Raw genomic sequence first — 13,661 nt, 5'->3', positions numbered from 1 at the left:
TCGTTTCTCAGTGCTCCCACTCGAGAGCACCCTTCTTCCAGATATAGATAAGGCCCACCACGAGGGTCGCCGCGAAAACCAGCATCTCCACGTAGCCGAACCAGCCGAGTGCCTGGAAGTTCACCGCCCAGGGGTACAGGAACACCGCCTCGACGTCGAACACGATGAAGAGGAGGGCCACCACGTAGAACTTCACCGCGAAGCGCTGGCGCGCGGGACCGCTGCTCTCGGAACCGGCCTCGAAGGCCGTGGACTTGATGGCGCTCGGACGCCTGGGGCCTAGCATGGCGGCCAGCTGCACGATGACGAGCGCCAGCACGCCCGCCAGCAGCAGCACGATGGCCAGCGGCAGGTAGGAGGCGAGGGGGTTGGTCGTGGGATCCATTTCGCGGCGGACCCTAGGGACACAAGGGGGCCGTGTCAATGGGGAAGCCCGGAGATCCAACCCCTGGACATGACAGCGGAAAGCCGGTGGAGGAGCCTGCCTCCCCGCCTGCCGCTCCGAGAGCGGCCGGAGGACGGGGGTTTGACGCTCCGCGCACCGGGCGCCTAGGGTCGCATCCTGACGCGTCCGCGACAACCGGGTGCGCCTTCCCGATCGGATACAGGAGAGAGCCCGGGCATGTGGGGTCGGCTCAGTTTGCGCTGGCAGGTGGCGTTCGCGGTGCTGGTTCCCAGCCTCGCCCTGGCCCTGTTCAGCAGCGTCTACTTCCCGATGAAGCAGGAGGAAGTCGGGCTGGGGAAACTCGAGGCGCGGGCGAGTGCCGTGGGACTGCTCGCCTCGGAGGGGATTGCGCTCCTGCTGGAGCAGGGGGCGCCCGTGTCGACGGTGCTTTCCGCTGCCCAGAGCACGGATGCGCGGGAGGTGAGGCTGCTCAAGCCCATCTTCGACCGGGTGGAGCAGTCGGGCTCCGTGTCCTTCCAGGCGCTGCTGGCGAGCGATGGCACGGTGTTGGCCGAGCGCGGCACCATGCCGCCTGGGCTGAAGAGCGCACTGAATGCGGGCCAGGGCTGCGAGTCGATGAAGCTGCGGGGTGAGCCGGTGGCGTACTGCACGCTGCCCGGAGGCCGCACCTACGTGGTGGGCATGGACACCGCCAGCATGAGGGCGGAGGCGGGCGCCACGCGCTGGCCGAGCCTCTTCATGTCCCTGGGAGCCTCGGTGGTGGGCCTGTTCATCGCGTTCTTCATCGGGCGGGCCATCGCCGAGCCGGTGACGCGCATGACGCAGGCGGCACACGAGGTGGCGCAGGGAGACGTGTCGCTCAGCGAGGTGGACGTGGCCTCGGCGGGCGAGGTGCGGCTGATGGCGCACTCCTTCAACGAGATGCTGGGTACGCTGCGCGGCACGGTGACGGAGCTGCTGGCGCGGCTCGAGCAGCTCTCCAGTGCCTCGCGGGGGCTGACGGGCGCGTCGGCGGATCAGGAGCACGTCATCAGCCAGCAGGCGGCGTACGCGCAGCAGATCGCCGCGACTTTCGAGGAGCTGAGCCGCACGGCGGAACAGATCTCCAGCTCCACCGAGGTGGTGGAGTCGAGCGCGCGACGCACGCACGAGGCGGTGGCCGAGGCGATGGCGGTGGTGGCGCAGGTGGTGGCGGGCATCAACGACATCCGCATGGAGTCAAAGGGCGTGGCGGACGCCATCGTGGGCCTGAACCAGGATCTGCAACAGGTGTCGAAGATCGCCCAGGTCATCAATCAGGTGGCGGAGCGCTCGGACCTGCTGGCGCTGAACGCGGCGCTGGAGGGAACGAAGGCGGGCGAGGTGGGGCGGGGCTTCTCGCTGGTGGCGGCGGAGATGCGCAAGCTGGCGGAGAACGTGTCGGCCTCGGCGCGGGACATCGCGCGCATCGTGGAGAAGGTGCAGGACTCGGGGAACGAGGCGGCCACCAAGGCGCGCGTGGGCATGGCCACGAGCGACCGGGGTGTGGAGGTGGCGGAGCAGGCCTCGGCGGTGTTCCAGCGAATCGTCGAGCTGGCGCGCGGCACGAGCGAGGCGGCGCGGCAGATCACCATCGCGACGCGGCAGCAGCGTCAGTCCAGCGAGCAGGCGGTGCAGGGGGCGCGCAACGTGGCGGAGCTGGTGAAGCAGGGCGTGGACGCCACGGGCCGCACCACGCGCATCGCGCAGGATCTCCAGAACGTGGCGGACAGCCTCACGGTGCTGACCGCCAGGTTCAAGGTCGCGCGCGACCGCTGACCACCCTCTCCCTTTGGGAGAGGGCCGGGGTGAGGGTCGACGGCCGTCAGGCCCGGACCATCTCGATGTGCGTCTTCTTCGGCGGCTGACCGAAGGGGAGGTAGCGCAGCTTGGGAGGCGCCGTTCCCGGAGCGAGCTGGGGCCTCAGTCCCCGGCGCGCCATCTCGCGAGCGAACGCCGTGGCGAACTGCACCACCTCCATCCAGGCCAGGTGGTAGCCCAGGCAGAAGTGCGGGCCGCCTCCGAACGTCGCGATGTCGATGGTCGACGGCGGCGACCTCCTGCCCAGCCAGCGCGAGGGATCGAACCGCTCCGGCTCGGGGTAGATCGCCGGGTCGTAGCCGTAGGTGCCAATGGGGATGGTGATCATCGTGCCCTTGGGCACCCGCTTGCCGTACAGCTCCAGATCCTCGGTGGCCTGACGCGCCGTCAACGACACGGGCGGATACAGCCGCAGCACCTCACGGAAGAGCGCCTCCGCGAAGGGATGGCGCTTGAGATCCTCGGGCGAGCGGGGCAGGCCCGGCGCCGCCACCGACTCCTCCCGGAGCTTCTCCCAGAGGTCGGGCCGCTGGGCGAGCACGATGCCCAGCCACGCCATCACCGACGCGGACGTCTCGTGACCCGCCAGCGCCAGCAGGCGCAGGTTCTGGACGAGATCCTCATCCCCGAGCGCCTTGCCTTCCTCATCACGCGCCGCCAGCAGCGCCGAGAGCGTGCCCGGCATGTCCGGCCTGCCCCGCGCCGCGGTGATCAGCCGGGTGAAGCGGGAATCGAGCCAGATCCGTCCCTTCCTGGCGCGCCTCGCCGGCGAGAAGGGCAGGTCCATCTTGAAGGGCAGGGCCCCGAGGATGAACTCGCGGTAGTTCTCGTTCCAGGCCCCCAGCTCGCTCCGGTCGATGCCCATGACGCGGAAGATGACGTCGAGCGCGAGCCTCTGGGTATGGGACAGCAGGGAGAAGGCACCCTGGGTGGGCAGAGCGGCCACGCAGGCCTCGACGACCTCGGCGGAGATGGCCGCGGCCCCACTGGACGTCAGGCCCCGGGGCGTGAAGGGCCCGCTCATGGCCGAGCGCAGGTTGCGGTGGGGCACGCCATCGCGTGACAGGAGCGAGTCACCGACGAAGTCCGGCGACTGCTCGCGGATGAACTCGCTGCTGGTCACCCGGTTCTTGAGCAGCTCGAAGCCGGGCTCGCCCATGCAGACCAGCGTCAGCCTGTCGCCGATGCCTCGTGTCCAGAACAGCGGGCCGGCCTTCTTCGCCGCGTTGCGCAGGAACGTGAGGGTGTCGCCGATGTTGAACAGCGTATGGCCCACCAGGGGCAGCGCGCCGGGGAGGATGGGAATCCCGTCCCGGTGTGTCTCCTTCTGGGGCAGGCGGAAGAGCAGGTTCGTCGCGGTTTCCATGTAAACCGGAATCCTGGACGAGGGCCTTTTCTTCCGTCAAGCGTACACTTTCCAAGTGGTAAGAACTCCTCACACCCGGAATCGTCCGCTCAAACTGGCCGTGCGTTCTGGCTCGCGGCCCGTGCGCGCAGCTTCGCGAAGTTCTCCGGCGGGGTGGTCGAGTCACCCGGGCGTTTCCCTGGCGTCACCTGCTCACCATGGAAGTCGCTGCCCCCGGTGGGCACCAGGTCGAACTCCCTGGCGAACTTCAGGTACTTCTCCTGCACGCTCGGGTTGTGGTCCGAGTGCAGCGCCTCCAGTCCGTCCAGTCCCGCCTTCGCCAGCATGCGGATTTCGTGGCGCTCCAGCTTGGAGCTGCCCGGATGCGCCACCGTCGCCGTGCCCCCCGCGCGGTGGATGAGCTTGATGGCGTCTTCGCCCTCGAGCTTGAACCGCTCCACCCACGCCGCCCTGCCCGAGCCCAGGAACCTGTCGAAGGCCTCCTTCATGTCCAGGCACCAGCCCCGGTCCACCAGCACCCGCGCCAGGTGCGGCCTGCCCAGCTGCGCGTTCCCCGACACCGCCCGGACGTCCTCCATCCGCACCGGAAAGCCCAGCCGCCGCATCTGCTCCACCATCCGCTCCATCCGCTGCTCGCGCTCCTTGCGCAGCCGCGCCGCGTAGCTGGCCAGCTCCGGGAAGTCCGGTCGCAGGAAGTGTCCCAGGATGTGCACCTCCCGCTTCAGCACGAACGCCGACAGCTCGATGCCCGGCACCAGCTCCACCCCGTGCGCCCTCGCCGCCTCCTCCGCCTCCGCCAGCCCCGCCACCGTGTCGTGGTCGGTCACCGCCAGGGCCGTCACCCCTGCGCTCGCCGCCAGGGCCAGCAGCTCGGCGGGCGAGTGTTGGCCATCACTCGCGGTGGTGTGGGAATGCAGATCGATCACGGCTGACTCCAGGAGGCTCGGGTTGAAAGGTCCGCTTACGACCCATAGGATGTGGGATAAACCTGGGACTCATCGACGGCGACCGCAATGCAGCAGCACCCATTCCAGATTTCCCGGAAGATCGAATACGGCATGCGGGCCATGATCTTCCTGGCCTCGCAGCCGATGGAGCGCACGGTCCCCTTCCGGGAGATCGCCCGCCGGATGGATGTACCAGAGGACTTCCTGGCGAAGATCCTCAAGACGCTCGTGGAGCGCAACATGGTTCGCTCCACGCGAGGGGCACACGGAGGGTATGCGCTCGCCCGGCCCGCGCGCGAGATCTCCTTCCTGGACGTCATCGAGGCCGTGGAGGGCCCCGTGGTGGTCAACGTCTGCCAGGACGGCAGCAGCCACGACTCGTGCAAGGCCACCGGCAGCTGCACCATGTACGGGGTGTGGAAGCTGGGCCAGCAGCGGATGCTCGAGGTCTACCGCCACACCACCCTGGACCGGCTGGCGATGAGCGACCTGCGCGTGCCCGAGCCGGCGCCCCAGGCCCCCGCGCGTCCACCCGTGGAATCGCGCTGAGCGCAGGAGGGCAGTGCCATGGCGAAGGACGACACCATCGAGAACCGCGTCTACCTCTTCGATTCGCTGGCGAGCAGCTACATCTCCGCCGCCTCGGAGCTGCTGTCCTCCGAGGACGAGGCGGTGCGCGCCCGGGCGATGCGGGCGCTGGCGGACCTGGCGTACGTCTCGTGCGTCGTCGCGGACACCGGACACCTGCCGCCCGAGCAGGTGCGCCAGCGCGTGCTGGGCGCTCCCGAGCCCGCCTCGCCCGAGCGTGACGAGGACGACAGGAACGGCAAGGGGAAGAAGCGCAAGTAAACCCGGGCTCCCCTCGGCGGGCGGGCGGTGGTAGATCGCCCGCCATGGCCAAGACCCCCTCGAACAGCAAGAAGAACCTGCGCGCCCACTACTCGGGAGCGCGCAAGGCGGATCCGCGTCCCATCACCGGCAAGGAGTCGCCCACCGAGCTGCTGGAGCACGCCTTCTCCGCCTACGTGGGACGTCAGGAGCGCACCGCGTTCGAGCTGATGCGCCGCTCCATGGAGGTGGATGCCTCCATCTTCCTCACGCTCTCGGGCGCCATGACTCCGGCCGGTCTGCACCAGAGCTGCATCATCCCCCTCATCGAGAAGGGCGTCATCTCCGCGCTCACCACCACGGGCGCCAACCTCTACCACGACGCCCACCGCATCATCGGCCACGCCATCCGCGAGGTGAACCCCAACGCGGGCGACCTCCAGTACCGCCTGGCCCGCATCATCCGCATCTACGACCTGGGCTTCTGGGAGGAGGCGCTGCTCGACACCGACCGGCTCTTCTCCGCGCTCCTGCGCCGCCCCGAGTTCCAGCGGAAGATGACCACGCCCGAGTTCCACTACCTGCTGGGCAAGAACATCCAGGCCATCGAGAAGCAGCTCGGCGTGAAGCAGCCCTCGCTGCTGTCCACCTGCTACAAGCACGGCGTGCCCATCTTCGTGGGCGCGGTGCAGGACGGCTCCATCTTCCTCAACGCCGTCAAGCTCAAGCGGCTGCTCGGGCCCGAGTTCAAGTTCGAGATCGACATCAACGACGACGTCTACTGGATGTCGGCGATCCAGCACTACTGCCGCCACCACTTCTCCAACAAGATGGCCATCTGGATCCTCGGCGGTGGCGTGCCCAAGAACTACACGCTGCAGGGCGAGCCGCTGCTGGATCAGATCCTCGGCGTGCCCACCGACGGCTTCGACATCGACGTGCAGTTCTGCGTGGACCCGGTGGACAACGGCGCGCTCTCCAGCTGCCCGGCCGGTGAGGGCCACACCTGGGGCAAGGTGTCCATGGAGGCCGTGGAGGCCGGCTCCATGTACGTGCACACCGACGTCACCGCCGTCTTCCCGTGGCTCACCCACGCGCTGCTGAGCGACACGAAGATGAAGCGCAAGCCGCGCCGGCTGATGGATGTCATGCAGGAGGCGGTGACCTTCCTCGACAAGGACGTGCAGAAGCGCCGCAAGTCGCTCATGAAGACGATCGACTGGAGCCCCGACGAGGAGAAGCCCAACCCGGACGAGCACACCGCCTACGTCCGCTGAAGCCGCGTCCCGAGGAGACACGACCATGAGCCAGCCCACTCCCCCCACCGGCGTCGTGATGAACGTCGTGAGCGCGCCCGGCTTCACCTGCCGGCTCGAGCACGGCCCGTCCGGCACGAAGATCGCCACCGAGGCCCCCAAGGACAATGGTGGCACCGGCATGTCCTTCTCCCCCACGGACCTGGTGGGCGCGGCGCTCGCCTCCTGCGCCCTGACCACCATGGCGCTGGCGGCCTCGCGTGAGGGGATTCCCTTTGGCGAGGCGAAGGCCCGCGTGGAGAAGCGGATGACGCCTCCGCCGCGCCGCATCGGCGAGCTGGTGCTGGAGATCGACATGCCCGCGGGTCTGTCGGCCGCGCACCGGGCCCGGCTGGAGGAGGTGGCGCATGGCTGCCCCGTCACCCGCAGCCTCCACCCGGACGTGAAGCTGCCGGTGACGTTCCGCTACCCGGACGAGCCCCGATAGACGGGGGAACGCCCGTTCCGCCGCCTGGTCTCCAGACACCCGGGCACGGCCTCCTGCGTCGTGGCCCGGGCATGTCGACCCTGCCTGAGGGTGGGGGCGAGCACGAGGAGGGCGGCGTGAACGTGGCGCTGTTGAAGATCTACCTGAACGACCATCTGGCGGGCTCGGTCATGGGCCTGGAGCTGGCACGCCGCGCGCGGGCGGAGAACCCGGGCAACTCCGTGGGCGAGTACCTGGATGTCTTCATCGGAGAGCTGCGGGAGGATCGCGGCACGCTCCTGAGCGTGATGTCGGCGCTGGGGATCGAGCGTGAAACGCTGAAGCAGGGCCTCGCCTGGGTGGGCGAGAAGCTGGGACGGCTGAAGCTCAACGGACGGCTCACGGGCTACTCGCCGCTGAGCCGGCTGGTGGAGCTGGAAGGGCTGTGCCTGGGGACCGAGGGGCGGCTGTCGATGTGGCGGACGCTACGGCGGCTGGCGCGCAAGGACGAGCGCCTGGCCCGCATCGACTTCGCGGCGCTCATCGCGCGGACGGAGCAGCAGCGGCGCACGTTGGAGCGGCTGCGGCAGCAGGCCTCGGAGGAGGCCTTCTTCGAACCGGGAGAGCGCGCGGTGGTGCGCTTCACTCCGGCGCACTCCAACGGGCGGGGGTAGTCGCGGGGGCGGGATTCCGGCGGGGGTTGCGCCTATAAGGTGCCCCCCATGGATTCCAAGTTGCGACAGGTGGTGGAGGCGTTGGTGGGGGAGGGGCAGGTGGCGTGGACCCCCACCAAGCCCAGGCCCGGAGACGAGCCCGGTCCGCGCGAGCTGTTCATCAGCGTGGGCTCGCGAGCCGAGGCCCTGCCGCCCCACCCGCGCATGCTGGCGTGGAAGCTGCCTCAGTGGACCCGGCGCTCGGTGCGCTCCACGACCGAGGCCGTCCTCCACTCCGCCGCCGAGCTCGACGCCCTCTCCGCGGAGCTGCGCCAGGGCCAGCCGGAGGGCTCGCTCGCGCCCCTCACCCTGCGCGTCCACGAGCCGACGCTCGACGTCGTGTGTGCCTCCCTGCTCGCCGTGTACCGGCTCCTCCACCAGGACTGGCCCGAGGGCGCCGACGCGCTCGGCGCGTACCTGGCCGAGTGGGAGCAGGGCCACACCGAGACGGTGGGCGACTACGAGCGGGCCCTGGGCACGGTGTTCTACGCGGCCCTGAAGCTCTGGCCCTCGCAGCAGGACGGCCGCCCCGCTCGCGAGGTGCTGGAGCTGATGGCCTCCGTGCTGCGGACGGTGCGCCTCCCCGCGGAACTGGCGAAGCTGTCCGAGACGCTCATCCCTCCGGTCATCTCCCGGCGCCTCAAGGCGGATGCGCTCCTGTACCGCGCCGAGCTATCGCGCGCCCAGCGTGTGCAGCTCGACATCCCGATCGGCGAGGGGAAGGACGCGTCCGTGCGCCGGGTGGACGCGCTCTTCCTGTCCTCCTTCCAGGACGTCACCGTCCTCCGGCTGCTCGCGCGCAGCGACTCGGAGAACACCCACTACGGCCAGGGCTTCGACTTCATGGCCATCCACATCGCCCGGCAGGAGCAGGCCAGGGCGTGGCACTCCTTCTCCATCACCCCCGAGCGCGCGGGGACGCTCGCGGACCTCGCGGGTTGGTTCGACGAGCTCGAGGGGCCGCGGCTGCCGGATGGGACGCCCCGGGCCACGGGGAAGCGGCGCTTCGAGCGCCAGCCCAACGACTACTCGGACCCGTGGTACTCGGATGGCTATGCCAGCCCCGTGGGCCGCTCGACGATGGTGGCGGCTCCGTACTCGGGCACCCGGCTGTCCCGCCGTGAGCTGTGGGAGGCGCTCTGGAGCCGGTTCAACGTGGGCCGCAACGTCCATGTCCTCCGGGCGCACACCGTCTTCGCCCGGCCCTTCCTGTGGCGCGGCCCGGCGCCGGACGCGGAGCTCGTGTCCCGGGGCTTCCGCCGTTGCGATCTCTCCAACCAGGGCGGGGCCTTCCACCCCGCGGTGGTCAACTCGTTCCTGGGTGCCACGCAAGAAGCGGACGTGCTGCACTACGAGAAGCCCACCGAGGGCCACACCGTCCGCGTCTCCGTCTATCCGAACCGGCTCGTCGTCGTCTGGGTGGAGCGGCCCCGGAAGGAGGAGACCTCGCTGTACGCGCTCGTGCAGGAGCAGTCGGCGCTCGTGGAGAGCCGGGAGCTGTGGGAGCTCGAGCCCCTGCGATGGCTGCCTCCCTGGCTCGCGCCGCTGGGCCCGGAGCGGTGGCTCGTCTACGGCGCCTACCGGATCTCCCGGGGACGCTCGTCGATGCTGGATGACTCGCGCTCCATGCAGGGGCTCTTCCACGCGCTCGCCTCCGGGACGGAGACCACCCTGGAGAAGCTGCCCTCCGAGGCCGCGGCCCTGAGCCGTCGGGTACTCCGGGATGCCTCCGGGGAGACGGAGCACTGGCTGACATCGACGGGCGGTGCGCGGCTCGAGTTCCTCCTGGAGGAGGAGGAGCGCGGCCCGCTGGCGTGCGATCGGGACTTCCTCCTGTTCCTGTTGACGATCGGCCAGCGGTACTCGGCCTTCGAGACCAGCCGGCGCATGGCCGAGGTGGAGCAGCGCTACCGCACCTCGCGCTGGCAGAACCTGAGGCCCGCGCGCAGCGTCCGCTCCGACGTGATGCTGTTCACCAACTCGTTGTGGCATACGCGCGTGAGCGAGGATCCGGACATCAATGCGCGCTACCTCGCCTGGCACTCGCTGCACGGGTTGCAGGAGACGGTGGAGGCCATGAGGGATCAGGCCTCGGAGCTGGACCAGTACAAGAGGGATCAGTTCGACCGGATGGTCGGCATCCTGGTGTTCGTCTTCCTGCCGGTGAGCCTGGCGTGCGGCTTCTTCTCCGGCGCGCAGTTCCAGGACATGAGCCCCTCGGTGGGCATCCCCGGCGCCACCACGGGGTGGCTCGTCTTCCTGGGCTACACCGCGGCCTTCACGGTGCTCGTCTTCGGGACGGTGTTCCTCGCCCGGATCATGAGCTGGCGCCGGCGCTGAGCGATGTCGATCTCATCCCAGCGCGTCCATTCAGGAGCGATGGCGCTCGGCCACGCGGTAGAGCTGCGTGAGAGAGTAGTCCAGTAGCGACTGGCGGGAGCGCATGTAGCGGTGAGCCCGGACGAAAGGGAACCAGATGCGGTTGCCGACGAGGACCTGTGCCTCTTCGAGCTTCTGGCGCGGTATCCACCGCCCTCCCAGGTTCCGCACCAGCGCTTCGCCCAGGTACGCGCCCACGGCCGGCACCGCATGCTCGTCGATGACTTCTCGCAGACGGGTTTTCGGGAAGTCCTCGGACCAGAAGTAGATGTCGATGTCCGTGAGCGACTCGGGGGTCGCCTTGAAGATCGAGGGCACGTTGGAGTGCAGGAGCGCCACGAGGCGTTCAGCGAGGTACCCATAGTGCTCGAGGATGCGAGCTGGGTTCTCCACGTCGGTGGGCAGCGCGGCGTCGGCGGGGCGCCACTCCTCCGGCTCGGGCGGTTGCCAGGCGTTGAGCTCGGCGATCTTTCGTTGGCGCTCACTGATGGCGAAGCCCTCCACCGCGCGCGCGAGGATCGGAGCCACGTCCGGGTGGAAATGGGGCGCCACGGGAGCAAGCAGGGCGCTGCGTTCACGAAGGGTCCCCAATACGGTGCCGAAGTCCAGGTCCGGCCGGAGATGGACGAGCGCCCGGGCCTGCGCCTTGCGTGCTTCCTCGGAGGCGAAATCCGTGGCAGTGGGCCATGTCACCAGGAGGATGGAGCCGTTGGGGAGCGCATCCACCCGGTGGGCCGGTGTGGAAAGCATTCGTTCGCGGCCGACGGTCTCCACCAATCTTGGGCCAAAGACATTGAGCCAGAACACCTCGTAGACCTTGTCGAATCCATCTCGCCGCGTGGTCTCGTCGTCGCGGCCGAAATTGGGAGCACCTGACAACTGGTCATCAGCCATGCTGTGGGCCGAGGCATGAGTGACCGGGTAGTGGGAGGCCCAGTCACGGACCATGTCCACCAATTGGTTGCAGCGCTCCGCCTCCGCGAAGAAGGAGAGGGGTTGCACGTCGAGGCTGATGTCCAGGGTTGGAGGCTCTCGCGACGACCGGAGCGCGAGCGTCAGCAACAGGGCAGGTAGTGCGGTGCGACGGAACTCTATGATTGAACCGTACGCGTCGCGCTCCTCCTCCAGGGTCTTCCAAACAGCCGCGCGGGAGTACTTACGTCGCCGCTTGCCCTCGACGATGTCCGGCGTCCATTGGTCCGAGTGCTTCTCGAGTGTCTGGAGGAAGGATTCCAACTCGCGCTCGAGCGCTGGCTGACGGTCGAGCGAGCCCTCAAAAAAGAGCCTGAGACGGTCTTCCACGTTCAAGTCCCGGAACTTCAGCACCTTCATTCGAACAGCACCTCTACCCCCTGGAGGTTTCCTTCAACCGCGTTCACTGCCTTCTTCAACAATCGTGGGTCCGGGGTGAGCAAGCCACCCTCATAGATGAGGTAAACCCTTTGGACCTGCACCTGCGTGCCGCGAAGACCGAGGGAGGGCCGGCGAATGTCCAGCGTCCCGCCGTAGTACTGCAAAGCGTCGTTCGCATCCACCCTCATCTGCCTTTCCAAGGCTCTGCCCTCGAGAAGCTTGAGATCGCGACTCTTGAAGCTGAAGGTCTCCACGCGGGGTGGCTGACCCGCGGGTGGTTGCTTCTCGATGACGAGCACGTCCGCGAATCGGATGACAGGAGTCGTCGGCTTCGCGACCCCCACGTACGTTTCGATGAGGGGCTGGTTGAAGTTCTTGAGGAGGCGACGTTGCGCGCGCGGGAGGGCCGCATCTGCGCGCAGCAGGTCCACCATGGCTCGTTCGAATGCGAGCCCTCGGGTGAACAGCACGCGCATCTGCTCGTAGCCCCCCCATGCGAGGGGCGGCTTGACTGCCTTGCGTTCATGGAGCTCCGCGAAGCGGTTTTCCCAATAGGCGACGTACTCTCTCCAGAGTGGGTGTCCTCGTGCTCCCGGTGGGGGTGAATCAAGGGAGGGGCGCTGCTTCTCCAGGACAGCCACGTTCCCGGACAGGCGCGGACCCTCGGAGTCGAGCTCCACCTGCGAGAACCTGGCTTCCACCACCTCCCGGGTGAGGCCCGCCGATTCGTCCACCAGGGATGCCGCGCCGCCGAGGCCCTTCCCAGTACCGGCCCTCGTCGAAGTGGGACCCGCGCGCCCGGGCTTCGCTTCCGACAACCATGCCTGGGCCCGCGCCACATCGCCCCGGGCCTCGTAGAGGGCCAAGGCACCCGTCTCGCCCCCCTCGTACACCAACAAGGCCGCTTCACGGTTGGCTTGCATGTACCTGGCCAGCTCGCGGACACCCTCTCCTCCCAGCCGGTTCAGCAGCCGCTCCGCCACCTGTGCCAGTCCTGGGAATCCCAGCTCCGGCACCTGGAGTTGCCCCACCCGTATCCACCGGGTCCCCAAGGTGCCCCTGGTTTCGGCGACGTAGCGAAGGCCCTTGCCTCCTGCGTACAAGGACACCAACACCACAGCGGCCGACAGCTCGCGCGTGGCCTGCTCGTACCGGCCCCGCGACAGCGAGTACACCCCCTGGCACGTGCCAGCCACCAGGTTGTAGAAGCCCACCGGTACGCCGAACGTCAGCCTGTCGAAGCCACCCAGCAACACGTTGCCCGGCGAGAAGGCCGCCTCCATCTCCGCCCGCTCCACCTCGTCGAGCAACTCCTGATAGGGCGGAGGCAGTTGCCCGCGCTGCGCGGAGTACTTCATCACCAGGGCTCCCTGGCGCAGCTCGCTGGTGGACAGGGCCTCGTTGGCGGCGCTGGCCAGGCCCCGTGCCATGTCACCGAGGCGCTCGGGGCGGTCCTGGTAGTCCGAGAGATTCAATCCCCGCTGCCGCAGCGCCTCGCGCACGGCGTCCATTCGCCCCAACGTCTCCCCCAGTTGCTTGTCCCGGGCCAGAAGGAGAAGCACCTGGTGCAGGTCGTCGCCGAAGGCGGAGTGGACGATGAAGAGGGCGAACAGCTCGGCCCGGGCGACTCCATACTCCCGGGTGGCGGTGACAATGAAGGCGGCGCGCTTGCGGTTGAGGGCGTCGGCGCCCGCATGCACAGGCCCCAGGGCGCCGAGCCGCACAGCGGACCAGTCATCCAGCCCCTCCACCAGCCGGACCATGTCTACTCCGCGCTGGAGCTCGATGAGCTCCGCGGGCGAGGCGCACTCCAGGAAGGGACCGAGCAGCTCCTGGCTGGAGGTCGGGTCGATCTGCTCGGGGAAGCCGCCGCTTCCTCCCGCGACGTCCACCAGCGCAGAAGAAGATGTCGACTGCTGCGTCCCGGCACTGGAGCGGAACGCGGAGGAACGCGAGTGCATGCCAACGCCGCCCAGCAGACTCCCGCGTGGATGGCTCGTGGAGCATCCTCCCAGCTGCACCAGTGCCCCAATGACCAGGAGGAGCGAGCCGAAGTGACACCCTGGTCCACGAATCGTCGGAGCCGTGTGTCGCCTCGAGCCTTCCGT

12 protein-coding genes are annotated in these 13,661 nt (G+C 68.6%); 7 read left to right on the top strand and 5 right to left on the bottom strand.

The annotated features are described in order from the left end of the window. Nucleotides 1-7: 7 nt before the first annotated feature. On the bottom strand, nt 8-385 hold the full coding sequence (locus NR810_RS24915) for an NADH-quinone oxidoreductase subunit A (protein ID WP_257455912.1): 378 nt from the start codon (nt 383-385) through the stop codon (nt 8-10). Nucleotides 386-622: 237 nt separating this feature from the next. Here NR810_RS24915 and NR810_RS24910 point away from each other — a divergent pair, with 237 nt between their 5' ends. Beyond that, nucleotides 623-2,203, top strand: coding sequence for a methyl-accepting chemotaxis protein (locus NR810_RS24910; RefSeq protein WP_257455911.1), 1,581 nt, complete (start codon nt 623-625; stop codon nt 2,201-2,203). A gap of 46 nt (nt 2,204-2,249) precedes the next feature. Here NR810_RS24910 and NR810_RS24905 read toward each other — a convergent pair whose 3' ends face one another. Next, a complete protein-coding gene (locus tag NR810_RS24905) occupies nt 2,250-3,611 on the bottom strand; it encodes a cytochrome P450 (protein WP_257455909.1) in 1,362 nt (453 codons plus the stop codon). Nucleotides 3,612-3,700: 89 nt separating this feature from the next. After that, entirely contained in the window at nt 3,701-4,537 is an 837-nt protein-coding gene (locus NR810_RS24900; RefSeq protein WP_257455908.1) for a PHP domain-containing protein, read from the bottom strand. An 87-nt stretch (nt 4,538-4,624) separates the two neighbouring features. Here NR810_RS24900 and NR810_RS24895 point away from each other — a divergent pair, with 87 nt between their 5' ends. The 6 genes from NR810_RS24895 to NR810_RS24870 all read left to right on the top strand — a co-directional run bounded on the left by NR810_RS24895 (nt 4,625) and on the right by NR810_RS24870 (nt 10,161). Continuing rightward, on the top strand, nt 4,625-5,107 hold the full coding sequence (locus NR810_RS24895; RefSeq protein ID WP_257455906.1) for an RrF2 family transcriptional regulator: 483 nt from the start codon (nt 4,625-4,627) through the stop codon (nt 5,105-5,107). Between the two features lie 18 nt (nt 5,108-5,125). After that, a complete protein-coding gene (locus NR810_RS24890; RefSeq protein WP_257455905.1) occupies nt 5,126-5,407 on the top strand; it encodes a hypothetical protein in 282 nt (93 codons plus the stop codon). 44 nt (nt 5,408-5,451) lie between these two features. After that, nucleotides 5,452-6,663 carry a deoxyhypusine synthase family protein gene (locus NR810_RS24885; protein ID WP_257455904.1) on the top strand — a complete coding sequence of 404 codons (1,212 nt, stop codon included), beginning with the start codon at nt 5,452-5,454 and terminating at the stop codon, nt 6,661-6,663. Between the two features lie 25 nt (nt 6,664-6,688). Further along, nucleotides 6,689-7,129 carry an OsmC family protein gene (locus NR810_RS24880; RefSeq protein ID WP_257455903.1) on the top strand — a complete coding sequence of 147 codons (441 nt, stop codon included), beginning with the start codon at nt 6,689-6,691 and terminating at the stop codon, nt 7,127-7,129. A gap of 71 nt (nt 7,130-7,200) precedes the next feature. Next, nucleotides 7,201-7,782 carry a hypothetical protein gene (locus NR810_RS24875; RefSeq protein ID WP_257455902.1) on the top strand — a complete coding sequence of 194 codons (582 nt, stop codon included), beginning with the start codon at nt 7,201-7,203 and terminating at the stop codon, nt 7,780-7,782. Nucleotides 7,783-7,830: 48 nt separating this feature from the next. After that, on the top strand, nt 7,831-10,161 hold the full coding sequence (locus tag NR810_RS24870) for a hypothetical protein (protein WP_257455901.1): 2,331 nt from the start codon (nt 7,831-7,833) through the stop codon (nt 10,159-10,161). 30 nt (nt 10,162-10,191) lie between these two features. Here the strand turns inward: NR810_RS24870 and NR810_RS24865 are convergent, their stop codons facing one another. Beyond that, nucleotides 10,192-11,532 (bottom strand): hypothetical protein, encoded by a 1,341-nt coding sequence (locus NR810_RS24865; protein WP_257455900.1) that lies wholly within the window; start codon nt 11,530-11,532, stop codon nt 10,192-10,194. Beyond that, on the bottom strand, nt 11,529-13,514 hold the full coding sequence (locus tag NR810_RS24860) for a hypothetical protein (RefSeq protein ID WP_257455899.1): 1,986 nt from the start codon (nt 13,512-13,514) through the stop codon (nt 11,529-11,531). Before NR810_RS24860 ends, NR810_RS24865 begins: the two co-directional genes overlap by 4 nt. Nucleotides 13,515-13,661: the final 147 nt, after the last annotated feature.

Source organism: Archangium lipolyticum (assembly GCF_024623785.1).
Taxonomy (GTDB): Bacteria; Myxococcota; Myxococcia; order Myxococcales; family Myxococcaceae; genus Archangium; species Archangium lipolyticum.
The sequence above is the reverse complement of the archived record's forward strand: the minus strand, read 5'-3'. Positions and strand labels throughout refer to the sequence as shown.